This window comes from Pseudomonas sp. PIC25 (assembly GCF_002286785.1).
Taxonomy (GTDB): domain Bacteria; phylum Pseudomonadota; class Gammaproteobacteria; order Pseudomonadales; family Pseudomonadaceae; genus Pseudomonas_M.
Genome location: NZ_MUJY01000154.1, coordinates 96,467 through 115,417, shown reverse-complemented (window position 1 = coordinate 115,417; position 18,951 = coordinate 96,467). Strand labels below are relative to the sequence as shown.

General features: G+C 65.0%; 16 protein-coding genes and 1 pseudogene. 10 read left to right on the top strand and 7 right to left on the bottom strand.

Annotated features, from left to right (window positions below):
• Positions 1–160 precede the first annotated feature (160 nt).
• Both BZL41_RS19620 and BZL41_RS19615 read right to left on the bottom strand, forming a co-directional pair.
• On the bottom strand, positions 161–1,063 hold the full coding sequence (locus BZL41_RS19620; protein WP_095600849.1) for a GIDE domain-containing protein: 903 nt from the start codon (positions 1,061–1,063) through the stop codon (positions 161–163).
• Between the two features lie 4 nt (positions 1,064–1,067).
• On the bottom strand, positions 1,068–1,640 hold the full coding sequence (locus BZL41_RS19615; protein WP_095600848.1) for a LemA family protein: 573 nt from the start codon (positions 1,638–1,640) through the stop codon (positions 1,068–1,070).
• Between the two features lie 187 nt (positions 1,641–1,827).
• On the opposite strand from BZL41_RS19615, the gene BZL41_RS19610 reads away from it, so the two are divergent.
• The 8 genes and pseudogenes from BZL41_RS19610 (at position 1,828) to BZL41_RS19580 (ending at position 13,277) form a co-directional block, all read left to right on the top strand.
• Entirely contained in the window at positions 1,828–3,180 is a 1,353-nt protein-coding gene (locus BZL41_RS19610; RefSeq protein WP_095600847.1) for an imelysin family protein, read from the top strand.
• Positions 3,181–3,377: 197 nt separating this feature from the next.
• Positions 3,378–4,793, top strand: coding sequence for a di-heme oxidoredictase family protein (locus BZL41_RS19605; RefSeq protein ID WP_095600846.1), 1,416 nt, complete (start codon positions 3,378–3,380; stop codon positions 4,791–4,793).
• A gap of 11 nt (positions 4,794–4,804) precedes the next feature.
• Complete coding sequence (locus BZL41_RS19600) at positions 4,805–5,878, top strand: imelysin family protein (RefSeq protein WP_095600845.1); 1,074 nt, start codon at positions 4,805–4,807, stop codon at positions 5,876–5,878.
• A gap of 3 nt (positions 5,879–5,881) precedes the next feature.
• Positions 5,882–6,976, top strand: a complete 1,095-nt coding sequence (locus BZL41_RS19595) for a DUF1513 domain-containing protein (RefSeq protein WP_095600844.1) — start codon at positions 5,882–5,884, stop codon at positions 6,974–6,976.
• 197 nt (positions 6,977–7,173) lie between these two features.
• Positions 7,174–7,866: pseudogene (locus tag BZL41_RS29490) on the top strand (methyl-accepting chemotaxis protein); the annotation flags it as partial.
• 165 nt (positions 7,867–8,031) lie between these two features.
• The gene (locus BZL41_RS29485; RefSeq protein ID WP_371916555.1) at positions 8,032–8,799 is read left to right on the top strand and encodes a methyl-accepting chemotaxis protein; all 768 of its coding nucleotides are present in this window, start codon (positions 8,032–8,034) and stop codon (positions 8,797–8,799) included.
• A gap of 235 nt (positions 8,800–9,034) precedes the next feature.
• Entirely contained in the window at positions 9,035–10,189 is a 1,155-nt protein-coding gene (locus BZL41_RS19585; protein WP_095600842.1) for an efflux RND transporter periplasmic adaptor subunit, read from the top strand.
• A gap of 28 nt (positions 10,190–10,217) precedes the next feature.
• Positions 10,218–13,277 (top strand): multidrug efflux RND transporter permease subunit, encoded by a 3,060-nt coding sequence (locus tag BZL41_RS19580; RefSeq protein WP_095600841.1) that lies wholly within the window; start codon positions 10,218–10,220, stop codon positions 13,275–13,277.
• Positions 13,278–13,424: 147 nt separating this feature from the next.
• Here BZL41_RS19580 and BZL41_RS19575 read toward each other — a convergent pair whose 3' ends face one another.
• The 5 genes from BZL41_RS19575 to BZL41_RS19555 form a co-directional block, all read right to left on the bottom strand.
• Complete coding sequence (locus tag BZL41_RS19575) at positions 13,425–13,655, bottom strand: hypothetical protein (protein ID WP_095600840.1); 231 nt, start codon at positions 13,653–13,655, stop codon at positions 13,425–13,427.
• Positions 13,652–14,305, bottom strand: a complete 654-nt coding sequence (locus BZL41_RS19570) for a lipopolysaccharide kinase InaA family protein (protein ID WP_095600839.1) — start codon at positions 14,303–14,305, stop codon at positions 13,652–13,654. The genes BZL41_RS19575 and BZL41_RS19570 overlap by 4 nt, the downstream gene beginning before the upstream one ends.
• Before the next feature lie 71 nt (positions 14,306–14,376).
• Positions 14,377–15,057, bottom strand: coding sequence for a class I SAM-dependent methyltransferase (locus tag BZL41_RS19565; protein ID WP_095600838.1), 681 nt, complete (start codon positions 15,055–15,057; stop codon positions 14,377–14,379).
• Between the two features lie 104 nt (positions 15,058–15,161).
• Positions 15,162–16,457, bottom strand: coding sequence for a HAMP domain-containing sensor histidine kinase (locus BZL41_RS19560; protein ID WP_095600837.1), 1,296 nt, complete (start codon positions 16,455–16,457; stop codon positions 15,162–15,164).
• Positions 16,447–17,130 (bottom strand): response regulator transcription factor, encoded by a 684-nt coding sequence (locus tag BZL41_RS19555; protein WP_095600836.1) that lies wholly within the window; start codon positions 17,128–17,130, stop codon positions 16,447–16,449. The genes BZL41_RS19560 and BZL41_RS19555 overlap by 11 nt, the downstream gene beginning before the upstream one ends.
• Positions 17,131–17,281: 151 nt before the next feature.
• On the opposite strand from BZL41_RS19555, the gene BZL41_RS19550 reads away from it, so the two are divergent.
• Together BZL41_RS19550 and BZL41_RS19545 are read left to right on the top strand one after the other, a co-directional pair.
• Entirely contained in the window at positions 17,282–17,938 is a 657-nt protein-coding gene (locus BZL41_RS19550) for a tyrosine-protein phosphatase (RefSeq protein WP_371916554.1), read from the top strand.
• Positions 17,939–18,042: 104 nt separating this feature from the next.
• Positions 18,043–18,792 carry a phosphatase PAP2 family protein gene (locus BZL41_RS19545; protein WP_095600834.1) on the top strand — a complete coding sequence of 250 codons (750 nt, stop codon included), beginning with the start codon at positions 18,043–18,045 and terminating at the stop codon, positions 18,790–18,792.
• Positions 18,793–18,951: the final 159 nt, after the last annotated feature.

The window sequence follows — 18,951 nt, the reverse complement described above, 5'->3', positions numbered from 1 at the left end:
GCCTCGGCTGCCCCACAAAAACGACCGAAGAAGCGACTGGGGTCGCATTCGACTTTACGTGCTGTAAATGAGCATTTTGATGGGGGCGCCTAGCCTGGCGCTCGCATCCGAGGTCGTTTTTAACGCCGTATCGGCAATGCAGGTAGTTTTCAACGGCCTGCTAAACCAACCCCACCACCTGTAGCAAGTAAACGGTAGCCACGGCGCCCACCAGACAGAGGATGGCGCCGCCGGCGGCCTGCCAGCGGAAACGGCGGGCGATTTCGTCCTCCCCATGGCTGGACAGGATGAAGGGCTGGGACTCCTCCGGGCAGACCATGTGGTTTTGCGTCGGCTGGGTGCTGGCTTTGCGATGGCGGTCCTCCGCCTCGAGCTGGGCGGCCAGGCGCACGCGGTTCCATTCCTGCTCGTCGAGCTGGCCATTGTTGTCGGCATCGAAACGCTGCAACAGACCAGCGAAATCGCCCTTCCATTCGCGGATGATCGCCGCCTGTGCCGCGCTGGCATCCAGGCCCTGGCGACCACCTCCCAGGCTGCGGAACTCGCCGATGGCGTAGAGCGGCTCGCCGGCATGCAGACGCTCTTCGATGTAGCGGTATTGCTTGCCTCCGGTGAGGAAGCCGAAGAATCCGCCGCTGGGTTCGATGCGCAGCGGGTGGCGCATCGAGCCCTGCCAGCTCTGGCGGGTGGCGGGGCGGACTTCCGCGCCACGCGGGTTGATCAGGCACTCGCCAGTGTTGTCGGAGAGCCGCAGCCAGGCCTCGCTGGTACCGCTCTCGACCACACGCCAGCGGCTTTTCTTGCCGTCGGACTGAAGCTCCTCGATGCGGAAGCGCCACCAGACACACGGTTTGCCGGTCAGCGGGCCGGTGATCACGGCGTCCGGCAACCCGTGAAGAATGCCGTACAGCTCGACGTAGCCTTGCGCGGCAGAGCGGATTTTCGAGGTCGGCGTATCCAGCAGGTAGCGCGCCTCGCGCAGGCGACGCAGGCACCACCAGCCGCCGCCAACGCAGGCGCCGAGACTGAACGACAGGCTGACGGCCAGCCCTGGAACGTCCATGGGCTCAGCCGAACAGGGCTTTGATGTTCACGTCGGCCTTTTCGGCCTCGCTGAACTGGAGCAATTCCGCCGCCTTGAAACCAAACAGGTTGGCGATGATCACGTCGGGGAACTGCTCGATGCGCACGTTATTCAGGTTGACCGCCTCGTTGTACAGCTCGCGGCGGTCGGCGATGCCGTTCTCCAGCCCGGTGATGCGCTGCTGCAGATGCTGGAAGCTGTCGTTAGCCTTCAGTTGCGGGTAGTTCTCGGCCAGGGCGAAGAGCTGGCCGAGGCCGGCGCGCAGACCGGTTTCGGCCTTGCCCAGGGCACCGACGTCGCCCTTCTCGCGGGCGCTGGCCACGGCGTTGCGGGCGGAAATGACCTTTTCCAAGGTGGTCTGTTCGTACTGCATGTATTGCTTGCAGGTTTCCACCAGCTTGGGCAATTCTTCGTGGCGCTGCTTGAGCAGCACGTCGATGTTCGCCCAGGCCTTGCTCACGCCGTGCTTCAGCCGTACCAGCGCGTTATAGAGGATGACCGCATAGGCGGCGGCGAGGAACAGCACGACGAGGATGGCGACGCTGACGAGGCTCATGGGGACTCTCCCTGTTTGGACGATGGCATTCTAACGGCACCGGAGGAGGCAAATGGAGACCTTTCGCACGTCCTGCCTGGCTTTGCCGCTTTGCATGGCCTTTCCAAAAATGCAAATCTTTCGCATTATGTTACGGTTTTACGCGCGCACCTGCGCATTGCCACTCTCAGACGCAAGGACTTCGCCCATGATTCGTATGCCCCTGGCCACCGCCAGTCTGTTGGCTATCGCCATTTCCCTCGCCGGTTGCGGTGACGACAAGGAAAAAGCCGCCGCGCCGCAAGCCTCCGCCCCGGCGCCTGCCGCCAGCCAGAGCAGCGCAGCCCCGGCCCCCGCAGCCGGCAAGGTCGACGAAGCCGCCGCCAAGGCCGTGGTGAAGCACTACGCCGACATCGCCCTGGCCGTGTTCAGCGATGCCCTCTCCACCGGCAAGGCGCTGCAGCAGGCGGTCGATGCCCTGCTGGCCAACCCCAGCGACGAAACCCTGAAGGCCGCCCGCGAGGCCTGGCTGGCTGCCCGCGTACCGTACATGCAGAGCGAAGTCTTCCGCTTCGGCAACCCGGTGGTGGACGACTGGGAAGGCCAACTGAACGCCTGGCCGCTGGACGAAGGCCTGATCGACTATGTGGCCGGCGACTACCAGCACGCCCTGGGCAACCCCGGCGCCACCGCCAACATCATCGCCAACACCGAGATCCAAGTCGGCGAAGACAAGATCGACGTCACCGAGATCACCGGTGAGAAGCTGGCCAGCCTGAACGAGCTGGGCGGTTCCGAAGCCAACGTTGCCACTGGCTACCACGCCATCGAATTCCTTCTCTGGGGCCAGGACCTGAACGGCACCAACCCCGGCGCCGGCAATCGCCCGGCTACCGACTACGTGACCGGCGAAGGCTGCACCGGCGGCCATTGCGAACGTCGTCGCGCCTACCTGAAGGCCGCTACCGATCTGCTGGTGAAAGACCTGGAAGACATGGTTGCCCAGTGGCAGCCGAACGTGGCCGACAACTACCGCGCCACCCTGGAAGGCGAGGCCGCCGAGAACGGCCTGCGCAAGATGCTGTTCGGCATGGGCAGCCTGTCTCTCGGCGAGCTGGCCGGCGAGCGCATGAAGGTCGCCCTGGAAGCCAACTCCACCGAAGACGAGCACGACTGCTTCAGCGACAACACCCACCACTCGCATTTCTACAACGGCAAGGGCATCCGCAACGTCTACCTGGGCGAGTACAAGCGTGTCGACGGCACCACCCTGACCGGCCCGAGCCTGTCCGAACTGGTGGCGAAGATCGACGCCCAGGCCGACAACACCCTGAAGGCCGACCTGGAAGCCACCGAAGCCAAGCTGCAGGCCCTGGTGGACAGTGCCGAGAAGAACAACGTGCACTTCGACCAGTTGATCGCCGCCGATAACACCGAAGGCCAGACGCTGGTGCGCGACGCCATCGCTGCCCTGGTCAAGCAGACCGGCGCCATCGAGCAGGCCGCGGCCAAGCTGGGCATCAGCGACCTGAACCCGGACAACGCCGATCACGAATTCTGATCCGCGTCGCCCGGCATGTGGCACATCGCCGCATGTGCAATACCCCGAGGCCCGGCCAAAGCGCCGGGCCTCGCTTTTTTTCGGGAGACCGGACGCTTGCGGAGCGCCGCCACGAAGTGTAACGAACGCAAATCTCTCTTATTCCCGCCCGCCCGGCCTGCTAAGATTGCCCGCCGCCTTTACGCCCCCTGGATGTCATGATGTCTGCCTTGCTTCGCGTGTCTCCCTTGCTGCTGGCCCTGAGCCTCGCCGCCTGTGAAGACCGGCCCCGTTTCGACGCGGCCGAACCCGGCGAAGCCCTCTCCGCCGGCAGCGCCACGGTACACAAGCAGGACGGCAATGCCTTTTCCCTGCCCTCGGCGAATCTCTCGCCGTCGCGCCGATTGGATTTCAGCGTCGGCAACAGCTTCTTCCGCAATCCCTGGGTGATGGCGCCGGCCACCACCACGGCCCGCGACGGGCTGGGACCACTGTTCAACACCAATGCCTGCCAGAACTGCCATATCAAGGACGGCCGCGGCCACCCACCGGGGCCGGATGCGATCCAGGCGGTGTCCATGCTGGTACGCCTGTCGATTCCCGCCTCGGCGGAACAGGCGCACCTGATCGAGCGCCTGGGTGTGGTGCCCGAGCCGGTCTACGGTGGCCAGTTGCAGGACATGGCCATCCCCGGCGTCGCCCCGGAAGGCAAGGTACGTTTCGAGTATGAAACCGAAACCGTGCGCTTCGCCGATGGCAGCGAAGTCGAGCTGCGCAAGCCCACCCTCGCGGTCAGCCAGCTCGGCTACGGGCCGATGCATCCGCAAACGATGTTCTCCGCCCGCGTCGCCCCGCCGATGATCGGCCTCGGCCTGCTGGAAGCCATTCCCGAGGCGGCGATCCTGGCCAACGCCGATCCCGACGACAGCGACGGCAACGGCATCTCCGGGCGCCCCAACCGGGTCTGGGACGACGTCGCGCAGCGCACCGTGCTCGGGCGCTTCGGCTGGAAGGCCGGACAACCCAGCCTGAACCAGCAGAACGCCCACGCCTTCGCCGGCGACATGGGCCTGACCACCGCGCTGCTCACCGCCGACGATTGCACCGAGGCGCAGGCCGACTGCCGCGCCGCACCCAACGGCGGTTCGCCGGAGGTCAGCGACAACATCCTCGCCAGCGTGCTGTTCTACTCGCGCAACCTCGGCGTGCCGGCACGCCGCCGGGTCGAGGATCCGCAGGTGCTGGCCGGCAAGGGGCTGTTCCACCAGGCCGGTTGCCAGAACTGCCACACCCCGCGCTTCGAGACGGCCGTCGACGCCGCCGAGCCGGAGCTGGCCAGCCAGAGCATCCGCCCGTATACCGACCTGCTGCTGCACGACATGGGCGAAGGTCTGGCGGACGGCCGCCCGGAGTTCCAGGCCAGCGGCAGCGAATGGCGCACGCCGCCGCTGTGGGGTATCGGTCTGACGGAAACGGTCAACGGCCATACCCTGTTCCTGCACGACGGCCGCGCCCGCAACCTGCTGGAGGCGATCCTCTGGCACGGCGGCGAAGCCGAGGCCGCCAAGCAGAATGTCCTACGCTTCGATGCCGAGCAGCGCGCCGCGCTGCTGGCCTTCCTGAATTCACTCTAAGGAGCCGAACCATGTTCCGCCCTCGCCTGATCAGCGTTGCCGTCGCCACCCTCACCGGTCTCGCGCTGAGCGCCTGCTCGCCGAAGGACGAACAGCGCAGCGTCAGCGCCGTACTCGCCGACAGCGTGCTGCTACCGGCCTACGCCGCCTGGACCGAAGCCGACCATCAGCTCGCCGCCAGCGGCAAGGCCTTCTGCGACGGCAGCCAGGACCTGCCGGCCGCGCGCCAGGCCTTCCTCACCGCGCAGAGCGCCTGGGCCGGCCTGCAGCCGCTGCTGGTCGGGCCGCTGGCGGAAGGCAACCGCACCTGGCAGGTGCAGTTCTGGCCGGACAAGAAGAACCTGGTGGCGCGTCAGGTGGAAGCACTGATCAAGAGCAAACCGGAACTGGGCGTCGCCGACCTGGACAAGGCCAGCGTGGTGGTCCAGGGGCTGACCGCCTACGAGTACGTGCTGTTCGACAGCGCCATCGACCTCAACGACGCCGCCCAGAAGAACCGCTACTGCCCGCTGATCGTCGCCATCGGCCAACACCAGAAGGCCCTCGCCGACCAGACGCTCACCCAGTGGCAGGGCGATGCCGGCATGGCCGTGCAATTGAAGAAATTCCCCAACGACCGCTATGCCGATTCCGGCGAAGCGATGGCCGAGCTGCTGCGCGCCCAGGTGACCGCCCTGGATGCGCTGAAGAAGAAGCTCGGCACCCCGCTGGGCCGGCAGAGCAAGGGCGTCCCGCAGCCGTACCAGGCCGAAGCGTGGCGCAGCCAGGCTTCGCTGGCCAGCATCGCCGCCAGCCTGGCGAGCGCCGAGCGTCTCTGGCGCGGTGCCAACGATGACGGCGTAAAGGCCCTGCTTCCTGCCGATCAGGCCGAGCTGGTGAAGCGCCTGGATGCCGCCTACGCCGATACCCGCCAGCGCATCGCCGATCTGCAGCGCCCGCTGACCGAGCTGATCACCGACGAGCAGGGCCGCCAGGCATTGAACGAGGTCTACGACAGCCTCAACACCCTGCACCGCCTGCACGAGGGCGAGCTGGCCAAGGCGCTGGGCATCCAGCTCGGGTTCAACGCCCACGACGGAGACTGAGCCATGCGCCGCAGAGCCTTTCTCGGGCTGGGTAGCGCGCTGCTCGCCGCCTCAGCCTTCGGTGGCTGGACCCTGGCCCGCCATGGGCACCAGCCGCTGCTGCTGTCCGCCCGCGACGACAGCGACGGCAAGCACTACGCGGTCGGCTATCGGCTGGACGGCAGCCGGGCGTTCGCCACCCCGGTCGCCGAACGCTGCCATGACGTGGTGCCGCATCCGCACCTGCCGCTGGCGGTGTTCGTCGGTCGCCGGCCGAGCCGCGAAAGTTACCTGATCGACACCCGCGACGGTCGCCTGCTGCAAGTGCTGGCCTCGCCCCAGGACCGCCACTTCTATGGCCATGGCCAGTTCCACAAGGATGGCGAGTGGTTCTACAGCACCGAGAACGACACCCGCGATCCCGGCCGTGGGGTGCTCGGCGTGTATCGGCTGGACGGCGAGCGCCTGGTGCGTAGCGCCGAACACTCCACCCATGGCATAGGCCCGCATCAGCTGCTGTGGATGCCCGACGGCGAAACCCTGGTGGTGGCCAACGGCGGCATCCGCACCGAGGCCGACAGCCGGGTAATGATGAACCTCGACGCCATGGAACCGAGCCTGGTGCTGATGCGCCGCGACGGCAGCCTGATCAGCAAGGAGCAGTTGCCCGAGCGGATGAACAGCGTGCGTCACCTGGCGGTGGCTGCCGACGGTACCATCGTCTCCGGCCAGCAGTACGAAGGCGACCCCATGGACAGCGCGCCGCTGCTGGCGATCAAGCGCCCCGGCCAGCCGTTCCAGCCGTTCCCGGTCGGCGAGGCGCAGCGCCTGACCATGAACCAGTACACCGCCAGCCTGGCAATCCACGATGAACTGCGCCTGCTGGCGCTGACCGCGCCACGCGGCAACCGCTTCTTCGTCTGGGACCTGGACAGCGCCGAGCTGCGCCTGGAGGCGCCGCTGCCAGACTGCGCTGGCGTCGGCGCGGTGGCCGATGGTTTCGTGGTCACCGCCGGCGTGGGCCGCTGCCGACTCTACGATTGCCGCGGCGAGCAGATCGTCGGCCGCCCGCTGGAGCTGCCCGCCGGGTTGTGGGACAACCATCTGCGCCTTGCCTGACCCCCGCCGAGAGCGATCCACTACGCAAAAAATGTGAATCGCATCTCAAGAATCGACTTCTAACGCCGACCTATACTCAGCATCGCACCGGTCTTGCCCGGCGGCGGTGCGGGGGCTCGCTCGCCCGCGACAAGGATGTGCCATTCCCGATTACGCCTTAGGCGTCAGTCCTTCCTTTGGCTATACGAGGCTCGACCATGTCCTTGCAACGCTCCTTGCGTGCACAGATTCTCACCTTGCTGGGCGGCAGCCTGGCGCTGATCCTGCTGATCGCTCTCGCCTGCTTCAGCTTCTTGTCCAATGGCATCCAGACCTACCGCGGTCTGCTGGAAGGCCCGCTGGAAGCCTCGCGCCTGGTCGACCAGGCCAACCTGCAATTCAAGGTACAGGTGCAAGAATGGAAGAACGTGCTGCTGCGCGGCCGGCAACCAGCCGACCTGGATAAATACTGGAGCCAGTTCGAGGCCGAAGAGCGCAAGGTCCAGGATACGCTCGGCCATCTGGCCAACCTGCCCGACCTCGACGCCAGCCTGAAGGATCGCATCGAGCGCCTGCGCGAGGAACACCGTTCCCTGGGCGCGGCTTACCGCAAGGGTCGTGACGCCTTCGTCGGCGCGGATGCCGATCCGCATGCCGGAGACGCCGCGGTGAAAGGCATCGACCGCGCCGCCAGCGAACAGATGAGCGCACTCGTGGACGAACTCCGCGCCCGCGCCACCCGCAGCGCCGACGACATCAGCGCCTCCGCCGACCGCACCATCCTGTTCGGCACCGTGGTCATGCTGGTCTCCAGCCTGCTGATCGGCCTGCTCAGCCTATGGCTGATCAACCGTAACCTGATCGACCCGATCCGCTCGCTGATCGATCACATCGCCCAGCTCAGCCAGGGCCACTTCGGCGAGCGTGTCGCCACCGACCGCCGCGACGAGCTGGGCCGGCTGGCCGCAGCCGCCAATACCTTGCGTGACTTCCTCGCCGATACCTTCACCCGCCTCAAACGCAGCACCGCCGACCTGGACAACGCCAGCGGCGAGTTGAATGCCATCGCCACGCTGATGGCCCAGGGTACCCGCGAGCAGTTTTCGCGCACCGATCAGGTCGCCACGGCGATGCATGAGATGTCCGCCACCGCCCAGGAGGTCGCGCGGCACGCCGCCGAAGCCGCCGCCGCGGCGGACGACGCCGACAACTCGGCACGTCAGGGCGAGACGGTGATGCGCTCGACCATCCAGACCATCACCGACATCCGTGGCGAAATCGCCAGCACGGCCGACGTGATCCGCCGCCTGGAAAACGACAGCGGCCGGATCGGCAAGGTGCTCGAGGTGATTCGCGGCATCGCCGACCAGACCAACCTGCTGGCGCTGAACGCGGCCATCGAGGCGGCACGCGCCGGAGAAGCCGGACGCGGCTTTGCGGTGGTCGCCGACGAGGTGCGCACCCTGGCCCAGCGCACCGCCGAATCCACGGCGGAAATCCACCAGATCATCGACACTGTACAGACCGGCGCGGTGAACGCCGTACGCGCCATCGAGAGTGGCCAGAGCCGCAGCGAGGCCGGTGTCGAGCAGGTCACCGAGGCCGGTCTCATGCTGCAACGCATCACCGGCGCGGTGGAGGCGATCCGCGACATGAACCGGCAGATCGCAACCGCCGCCGAAGAGCAGACTTCGGTGGCCGAAGACATCTCGCGCAACCTCACCGAGATCACCGCCATCGCCACCACCAACCAGGAAAACGTGCAGCGCACCGAGGCCGCCAGCCAGGACCTGCACAGTCTCTCCGGCGAGCTCAGCAACCTGACCCGCCGCCTCAGCGCCTGATCGCTATCAGCCCCGCCCGTGCCTGCACGGACGGGGCCGTTCACCTTGCCTGACGCATCTCCGCGAACTGGGAAATACGCGGCAGTACGGCTCCTTTCCCTGTGGCACAGTCGGCCCCCGCCTGGAAAACCGCAATCTTTTGCAATTGCTGGCTTTTGACTAACCCGTCAACTGGTACTAAGGTGCTCAGCTCGCCTATTCCCAGGCCTCCCCTGTTTTGCCAAGGAAACGGAATATGTTGCTCCGCCGCATGCTCATCATGTTGGGCGTCGTCGTTCTCGTGATTCTCGCCCTCGCCGCCTACAAAGGCTTCTCCATCTTCCAGCAGATTCAGCAGTTCTCCGCGCCGCAGCCGCCGATCAACGTCGGTGCCGTGACCGCCGAGGAAGGCCCCTGGCAGACCCGCCTGCCAGCCATCGGTACGCTGAAGGCCTACCAGGGCATCGACCTGACCGTCGAGGTCGCCGGCACCGTCCGCGACGTGCTGTTCCGCTCCGGCGAGAAGGTCAGCCTGAACCAACCGCTGATCCAGATGGACAGCGACGTGGAGAAGGCCAGCCTCGCCACTGCCGAAGCCGAACTGGGCCTGGCCCGCGTTGAATTCGAACGCGGCCGCAATCTGGTCGGCCGCCAGGCGATATCCAAGAGCGAATTCGACCGCCTGGCCGCCACGCTGGAGAAATCCAATGCCAGCGTCGCCCAGTTGAAGGCCACCCTGGCCAAGAAGCGCATCCTTGCGCCCTTCGCCGGCACCATCGGTATCCGCCAGGTGGATGTCGGCGACTATTTGGCCTCCGGCACCACCATCGCCACCTTGCAGGACCTCAGCACGCTCTACGTGGACTTCTTCCTGCCGGAACAGAACGCTCCGCAACTGGCCATCGGCCAACGCGTCCGGGTCAGCGTCGCGGCGTATCCGGGCGAAGTCTTCGAAGGCCAGATCAGTGCGATCAACCCGAAGGTGGAAACCACCACTCGCAACCTGCAGGTGCGCGCCACCCTCGGCAATCCGGACGAGAAGCTGCTGCCGGGCATGTTCGCCAACCTCGACGTGCTGCTGCCCGAGGAAACCTCGCGCGTACGCGTCCCGGAAACCGCGATCACCTATACCCTCTACGGCAATTCGGTCTACGTGATCGCCGAGAAGAAGGACGAGCAGGGCAACGTGCAGAAAGACGAGAAAGGCCAGCCCGTCCTGGTGGTGGAGCGCCGCTTCGTCGAGACCGGCCAACGCCGCGACGGCTGGGTGGTGATCCTCAAGGGCCTGCAGGCCGGCGAGCGCATCGTCACCGACGGCCAGTTGAAGCTGGACAGCGGTGCCCATGTGGCCATCGTCGACAGCCTGGCCCTCCCCGCCGAACCGAACAGCCAGACCGGCGCCGCTCAGTGAGCGGCGGCCGACGATAAGGAAAACCGTCATGGCTTTTACCGATCCGTTCATCCGTCGCCCGGTGCTGGCTACGGTCGTCAGCCTGCTGATCGTGCTCCTGGGCTTCCAGGCGTTCAGCAAGCTGACCATCCGCCAGTACCCGCAGATGGAAAACGCCCTCATCACGGTGACCACCAGTTACCCGGGCGCCAACGCCGAGACGATCCAGGGCTATATCACCCAGCCGCTGCAGCAGAGCCTGGCCAGCGCCGAAGGCATCGACTACATGACCTCGGTCAGCCGGCAGAACGCCTCGGTCATCTCGATCTACGCGCGCATCGGCGCCAACACCGACCGGCTGTTCACCGAGCTGCTGGCCAAGGCCAACGAGGTCAAGAACCAGTTGCCGCAGGACGCCGAAGACCCGGTGCTGAGCAAGGAAGCGGCGGACGCCTCGGCGCTGATGTATATCAGCTTCTACAGCGACGAGCTGTCCAACCCGCAGATCACCGACTACCTGTCGCGGGTCATCCAGCCCAAGCTGGCCACCCTGCCCGGCATGGCCGAGGCGGAAATCCTTGGCAACCAGGTGTTCGCCATGCGTCTCTGGCTCGACCCGGTGCGTCTGGCCGCCTACGGGGTGACCGCCGCCGACGTCAACGAAGCGGTGCGCAAGTACAACTTCCTCTCCGCCGCCGGCGAGGTGAAGGGCCAGTACGTGGTCACCAGCATCAACGCCGAGACCGACCTGAAATCGCCCGAGGCCTTCGCCGCCATCCCGCTGAAGACCGAAGGCGACAGCCGTGTGCTGATCGGCGATGTGGCACGGGTGGAAATGGGGGCGGAAACCTACGACTCGATCAGCTCCTTCGACGGCATCCCCTCCGTTTATATCGCCGTCAAGGGCACGCCCAGCGCCAACCCGCTGGATGTGATCAAGGAAGTCCGCAAGATTCTGCCCGAGATCGAAGCCCAGTTGCCGCCGAACCTGAAGGTGTCAATCGCCTATGACGCCACCCAGTTCATCCAGGCGTCCATCGACGAAGTGGTCAAGACCCTCGGCGAAGCGGTGCTGATCGTGATCGTGGTGGTGTTCCTGTTCCTCGGCGCCTTCCGCTCGGTACTGATCCCGGTGGTGACCATCCCGCTGTCGATGATCGGCGTGCTGTTCTTCATGCAGATGATGGGCTACTCGATCAACCTGCTGACCCTGCTGGCCATGGTGCTGGCGATCGGCCTGGTGGTGGACGATGCCATCGTCGTGGTGGAGAACATCCACCGCCACATCGAAGAGGGTAAGACCCCGTTCGAAGCGGCGCTGGAAGGTGCCCGCGAGATCGCCACACCGGTGGTGGCAATGACCATCACCCTGGCGGCGGTGTACGCTCCCATCGGCTTCCTCGAAGGGCTCACCGGGGCACTGTTCAAGGAGTTCGCCTTCACCCTCGCCGGTGCGGTGATCATCTCCGGCATCGTCGCGCTCACCCTGTCGCCGATGATGTGCGCCAAGCTGTTGCGCCACGAAGAGAACCCGACCGGCCTGGCGCACAAGCTGGACGATCTATTCGAGCGCCTGAAAGTGCGCTACCAGCATCTGCTCCACGCGACCCTGGATACCCGTCCGGTGGTGGTGGTGTTCGCGTTGATCGTGCTGGCGCTGATCCCGGTCATGCTCAACCCGATGTTCACCAAGAGCGAGCTGGCACCGGACGAGGACCAAGGAATCGTGTTCATGATGTCCACCTCGCCGCAGCCCACCAACCTGGACTACGTGAACGCCAACACCGACCAGTTCGTGAAGATCTTCAAGGAGTTCCCCGAGTACTACTCCTCGTTCCAGATCAACGGCTTCAACGGCGTGCAGTCGGGCATCGGCGGCTTCCTGCTCAAACCCTGGGATGAGCGCGAGCGGACCCAGATGGAACTGCTGCCGCTGGTGCAGGCCAAGCTCGACCAGATTCCCGGCCTGCAGATCTTCGGCTTCAACCTGCCATCCCTACCCGGTACCGGCGAAGGCCTGCCGTTCCAGTTCGTGATCAACACCCCTGGCGACTACCAATCGCTGCTGCAGGTAGCTGAGAAGGTCAAGCAACGCGGCATGGAAACCGGCAAGTTCTACTTCATGGACGTCGACCTGGCCTTCGACAAGCCGGAAGTGGTGGTGGAGATCGACCGGCAGAAAGCCGCGCAGATGGACGTGTCCATGGAAGACCTGGGCACCACCCTGTCGACCCTGCTCGGCGAAGGCGAAATCAACCGCTTCACCATCGATGGCCGCAGCTACAAGGTCATCGCCCAGGTCGAGCGCGCCTACCGCGACAATCCGGGCTGGCTGAACAGTTACTATGTGAAGAACGGTGCCGGCGAACTGCTGCCGCTGTCGACGCTGATCAAGGTCAGCGACCGCGCCCGGCCGACCCAGTTGAACCAGTTCCAGCAATTGAACTCGGCGATCATCCAGGGCATGCCCGGGGTGAGCATGGGCGAAGCCATCGACACCATCCGCCAGATCGCCGAAGAAGAGGCACCGCAGGGCTTCGGCTTCGACTATGCCGGCGCGTCGCGGCAGTTCGTCCAGGAAGGCAGCGCGCTCTATGTCACCTTCGGTCTGGCGCTGGCGATCATCTTCCTGGTGCTGGCGGCGCAGTTCGAGAGCTTCCGCGATCCGCTGGTGATCCTGGTAACGGTGCCGCTGTCGATCTGTGGTGCGCTGGTGCCGCTGTTCCTCGGCTTCTCCAGCATGAACATCTACACCCAGGTGGGCCTGGTGACGCTGATCGGCCTGATCAGCAAGCACGGCATCCTGATCGTGGAGTTCGCCAACCAGCTACGCCATGAGAAGGGACTGTCCCGCCGCGAAGCGGTGGAGGAAGCCGCCTCGATCCGCCTGCGTCCGGTGTTGATGACCACCGCAGCGATGGTGTTCGGCATGGTGCCGCTGATCCTCGCGACCGGCGCGGGTGCAGTGAGTCGCTTCGACATCGGCCTGGTGATCGCCACCGGTATGTCGGTGGGTACGCTATTCACCTTGTTCGTGCTGCCCTGCGTCTACACCCTGCTGGCTTCGCCGGACACCCAGCCGGCCGCCCAACCCAGCCCGGCTCATTGAGCCACGGGCCCCTCTTCCCCGACGGAAGAGGGGCTCTCCGGGCGAACTCATTCGCTCAACTGCGCGCGAAATTAAGCCCCGCAAGACCTTCGTCAGCAGAGCTGGCTCCTAAGAAAAGCGGAGCCAATGTGGATGGGGCGAAGGGGCTCACCCTTGGGGCTTGAGCCCCTGGGTCAGGCTGAACATGAACAGCAACAGATCCTGATCCGGCCTGACCTGTTCCGCATGTGTTCGAGCGTTGGCAGGAATACGGCAATAGCCAAATCCATCGCTATCGCTCAAGACCGAAGGGCCCGGCTGATGCCAGGCGGCCGCAGCCAGGGAGGCCACGCCCAGTGCACCGACAAGGAACAAACCTCGAGCAATTTCTAGCTTCATGACCGCAACTCTCTGATAGCGCTGCCAAACGCCGTTTCATAACCGTAGATCAGTTGTTGCCAGTCCGCTTCATTCCATGACGAATGGCGCCGCAATTGCCGCATATCGTGACGAGCGGCCTGTCGACTGCTTAGACGGCGCCGGCTTTTCTCCAGATCCAGCAGCGCCACGTCCACCTGGGCCTCATCGCCCTCGCCGGTCACCCGCACGAACACATGCTTGGCGTACAGGCAGCCATGCTGCCAGCGCCCCCGGTGCATGCGGGCTAGAGTGATGCCAATCTGCTCGAGCAGACGTCGGTGAATCTGCTCACCATAGCGCTCTCGTCCACCCTCGGCATACCACCGGTCGATTTCCAGATAACCCTTCAGATCGACGGTCACCAGCAGCGCTCGCCATCCCGCCTCGCTGTCGCGCTCGACGCCGCAAAAATGAATTTCCGGCACCTGCACCCCGAGTTGCTGCAGGCTGAGTAGCGCATCGCGCTCGCGCAAAACGGTGGGGCGACCGAAGGGATGACGCAGGCTGCGGTAGATGTGGCCGACCTGGCGCTTGGCATACAACAGGGGACCGTCGCCGATGCGCATGCGTTGCACGCCGCTCTGCCCCCCGCGCCGGACATTGGGGGCCTCGACCCAATCGCCCTGCATCTGCCACCACTGCTGAAACTGGTTTTCACCAACCTGAGCTGAATACGACACGGCCTTCACGCCCTTATTCGTTATTGTTTGCGCAGCACATAGACCCGCCACATGGCATACAGCGGCAGGAAATCCAGACGTTCCTGCACCTGGAACCCGGCCTGCCTGAATTCATTTTCGACCTGGGCGACCGGTAACACGAAACGGTTCTGGTAACTTTCCTCCCCACGTTCGCGTTGACGGCGTTGCTCCAGGCGCTTGCGCTTCCATGCCTTGTAGTTGCCGTCGACCCACAGCGAAACGATCAGGCTGTCTCGGGTGACACGCCGACACTCCCCAAGCAGAGCCCTGCGGTGTTCCGTCTCGCCGATATGGTGCAGCAGACGCATGCAGAAGATGCTGTCCACGGCATTGTCGGGCAGGTCAATGGCGAACGCAGAAGTATGCAAGGGTCGTACCTTTCGCACCACTTCCGCCGGCTGAGCGGCGCAGGCGGTGCGCAACATGTCCGCCGAGTTGTCCGCACCGATGATGACCCGATTGGCCTTCTCCGCCAGCAGCGGCCAGAAGCGTCCGGCACCGCAGGGCAGATCGAGCACAAGGCCGGGGTCGCCGGCCAGAGTCAACGCACGGCGCGCCAGTTGCTCGTCGCGCCAATGCGACAAACGCCGCCAGAGACCGTCCTGGTGCTTGTGCAGATACTGTTGGGCGTGTGCTTGATCGTACTTTTGCGAAAACGCCAGTTCGATGGGACTGCTCATGGGCCACCTCCAGGGAAGATGGTCCGGACCTTAACCGGCCCACCGTCAACGACCGGTCAAGGGGATGTGAAAAAAACGTCAAAGCTGGCGTGAACGCAACGGACTCAGCAGCCCACATCCTCACTATCCAGCCGAACCCGGAAACGGCAGCCGCCCGACTCGGCAGTCAGCAATTCCACCGTCCAGCCCTGGCTGACACAGATCCGCCGCACCAACGACAGCCCCAGTCCCAGCCCCTCGCCCCGGTCCGTGCCGCGCACGAAGGGTTGGAAGACCCGCTCGCGCTGTTCCTCGGGAATGCCCACACCGCTGTCCTCGACGACGAAGCCATGCGATTCCAGGCTCAGGCTGATCCAGCCCTTCTCGGTGTAATGCAAGGCATTGCGCAGCAGGTTGCTCATCACCGTATGCAGGAAGGTCAGGTTATATCGGCGCCCCGCCTCGTCCGCCGGCAGTTCGTCGTTCCGGTAATCGAAACGCAGCCCCTTGTCTTCGATCGACTGACGCCATTGCGCGGCCAGGTCATCGGCCACTTCGACCAGACTGGCCTTGGTCGTCTGATCATCGTCTTCGCTCTGCGCCCGGGCGAGGAGCAGGAAGGTGTGCACCAGCCCCCGCATTTCATCGCAGGCACGGGCCATGCGCTGCACCTGGATGCGGGCACGGGTATCGAGTTGCGGGTTTTCCAGCAGCAGCTCACAGGAGCTGGCCAGCACCATCAGCGGCGTGCGCAGTTCGTGGCTGACATCGCTGGTGAACAGGCGCTCGCGGGTCAGCGCCTCGCGCAATTGACCGAGGGTATCGTCGAAGGCCGCCGCCAATTGCCCCACCTCGTCGGCGGCATAGTCCGGCGCCAGCGGCGGTGCCAGGGTCAACAACTGGTCGCGGTGACGCACCTGGCGGGCCAGCCTCGCCACCGGCGCCATCACCCGCCGCGCCAGCAGCCAGCCGAGTAGCGCGGCGAGCAGCAAGCTGAGCCCCAAGCCGATCTGTACCACCGCGAACAACACCTGTTCGCGCGCTTCGAAATCGCTCTGGTCTTGCAGCAGAACATACAGACGGCCGCTGACCTCGCGCACCATGGCGTGGTACGACAACTCGTCGCGGAAGACCTCGTGGAAGCCCGGCGTCAGATTGCGCAAATCGTCCGTCAGGGCGAAATCGTCCTTGCCGTCGCTGAAGTAGAACAGTTGGCCCGGCTCGGGCCGATGGCGCCACTCCTCCATGCTGTCCATCTTCAGCAAGCGATCGAGGTCACGGCCCAGCTCAGTGGAAATCAACCGCTCCTCGACCAGGTGCACGGTGCCGATGATGCCCATGGCGAAGGAGCCGGCCACCAGCAGGGTGAGCAGCAGAAAGGCGATAACGATCCGCCGCGCCAGGCTCTGCTTATATTCCATCGACACTCTCTGCCAGCCGATAGCCGACGCCGTGGACGGTCTGCAGCAAGGGCCGGGCGAAGGGTTTGTCGATCACCTGGCGTAATTGGTGGACGTGGCTGCGCAGGCTGTCGCTGTCCGGGCAATCGTCGCCCCAGACGGCTGCTTCCAGCACCTCGCGGCGCACCACGTGGGGGCTTTTCTGCATCAATACGGCGAGCAGCTTGAGACCGATGGGGTTGAGCTTGAGCGGCTTGCCATCGCGGGTGACTTCCAGGGTATCCAGGTCGTAGCACAGGTCGGCGACTTGCAGCAGGCGCCGGCCGCCGCCCTGGGTACGCCGCAGTACCGCCTCGATGCGTGCCGCCAGCTCCGACAGGGCGAAGGGCTTGATCAAATAATCGTCGGCACCGGAGCGAAAACCCTGCAGGCGATCGTCGAGCTGGTCGCGGGCGGTCAGCATGATCACCGGGGTGTCGCGACGCGCTTCTTCGCGCAGGCGCTTGCACAGGCTGTAGCCGTCCAGGCCAGGCAGCATGATGTCGAGCACGATCAGGTCGTAATGCTCGGTGGCGGCCAGATGCAGGCCCGACAGGCCATCCTGGGCACAGTCGACGCTGTACCCTTTGATGCTCAGGTAATCCAACATGTTGGCCAGGATGTCGCGGTTATCCTCGACCAGCAGAATGCGCATGACGTGCTCCTCTCGCTTCCCCGTCGGCGGCGCGGCGATGATGGCACGGCCCCGGGCGCAACGGTGGGTTTTGACAAATTTTTCACCGTACGCTCACTTCTTCATGACAAGCGCCTCGGCAGACTGCCGCCTATCGTTGCCAAGGTTGCCCATGATGCGCCCGCCCCTTTCTTCGCCCCTCCACTCTCTTGCGCTGGCCGTGATCACTCTGCTCGTCGGCGCCACTGGCGCGCACGCCAGCGAACGTCCCGCCACCTGGGCACAGCCGGTGGATACCTCCTTCAACCTCTACCGCCTGTCGCCGACGCTCTACCGCAGCGCCCTGCCCGAAGCCCGCAACCTGCCGCTGCTGGAGCAGCTCGGGATGCGTACGGTGCTAAGCCTAATCAAGACCGACGACAAGGTTTGGACGAACGGCACCCCTCTGCGCACCCTCAGCGTTCCGACCCATGCCGACCGCGTCGACGACGCCGATGTGATTCGCGTACTGAACCTCCTCCAGAGCGCCCAGCAACAGGGTCCGGTGTTGCTGCACTGCAAGCATGGCCGCGACCGCACCGGCCTGTTCGCCGCCATGTACCGCACGGTGGTCCAAGGCTGGAGCAGGGAGGACGCGCTCCAAGAAATGGTCGAAGGCGGTTTCGGCAACCAGGACGACATGGCCGACGCCATACGCTACGTGCGTAACGCCGATATCGAGGCGATCCGTCAGGCCATGTCCGAGGGCCGCTGCAGCCCCAGCCCTGTCAGCCTGTGTCACCTGCGCGAGTTGCTGAGCAGCCTGGCCGCCCCCACGGTTTTCGACTGACTCGGCTTATCCCTACGACCAAGGCCGCGAGCCACGATTTCCAAACCACCTGCTGAGCTGGCAGACGAGCATATCAGCCAGCGCTGATCCGACCGGAGAGCGGCATGCCCACCTCACCTACCTTTTCACGTCCCTTGCGCCTGACACTCTGCCTGGGCCTGCCATTGCTGCTGATCGCCTTGCTCCTGCTGGGCAATCCGAGCCGCCTGGATTTCGCCCTGGCCGACCTGTTCTACCAACCGGGCGTAGGGTTCATCGCCCGCCGCAGCGCATTCTTCGAAGACATCCTGCACGACCGCGCCAAGCAGGCGGTGATCCTGATCGGCATACTGGCCATCGCCGGCTTCCTGGTCAGCCTGCTGTACGCCCCCTGGCGTCACTTGCGTGCGTCATTGGGCTATCTGGTGCTGGCGATGGGCTTGTCCACAGCCATCGTGCCGCCGCTGAAAATCATCACCGGCGTGCATTGCCCCTGGAGCCTGACCCGCTACGGCGGCGTGGAAAGCTACAGCCCACTGATCGGCGAACGCGCACCGACCCTCAAGCCCGGTCGCTGCTGGCCAGGCGGCCATGCCACCAGCGGCTTCGCCTTCTTCGCCCTGTACTTCGTCCTGCGCGACCGCCGTCCGCGCCTGGCGCGGGCCGCCTTCGTCGGAGCCCTCGCCCTCGGCGGGCTGTTCTCCATCGCCAGGATGATGCAGGGGGCGCACTTCCTCTCACACAACCTCTGGACCGCGCTGTTCGACTGGCTGATCTGCCTCGGCTGCTACGCCCTGTTGCTCTATCGCCGACCGGCCCCCGTCATGGCCGAGGCAAGCCAGACACCCGCTTCCCCTTCCTCCAACCTGGACTGATCTCCTCGTCCACCCCGCAGGCGGCCCCTGCCTGCGGGTCTTTTTCCACATCTATCCCGCTACCTGGACGACGCTTGTGTTGAGTCGTGTACCTCGATCGAACGCCTTGGCAGTCGGTAAGCGGCTGGCGCACCCTGGCCGAAATCTATGCCCGGACAG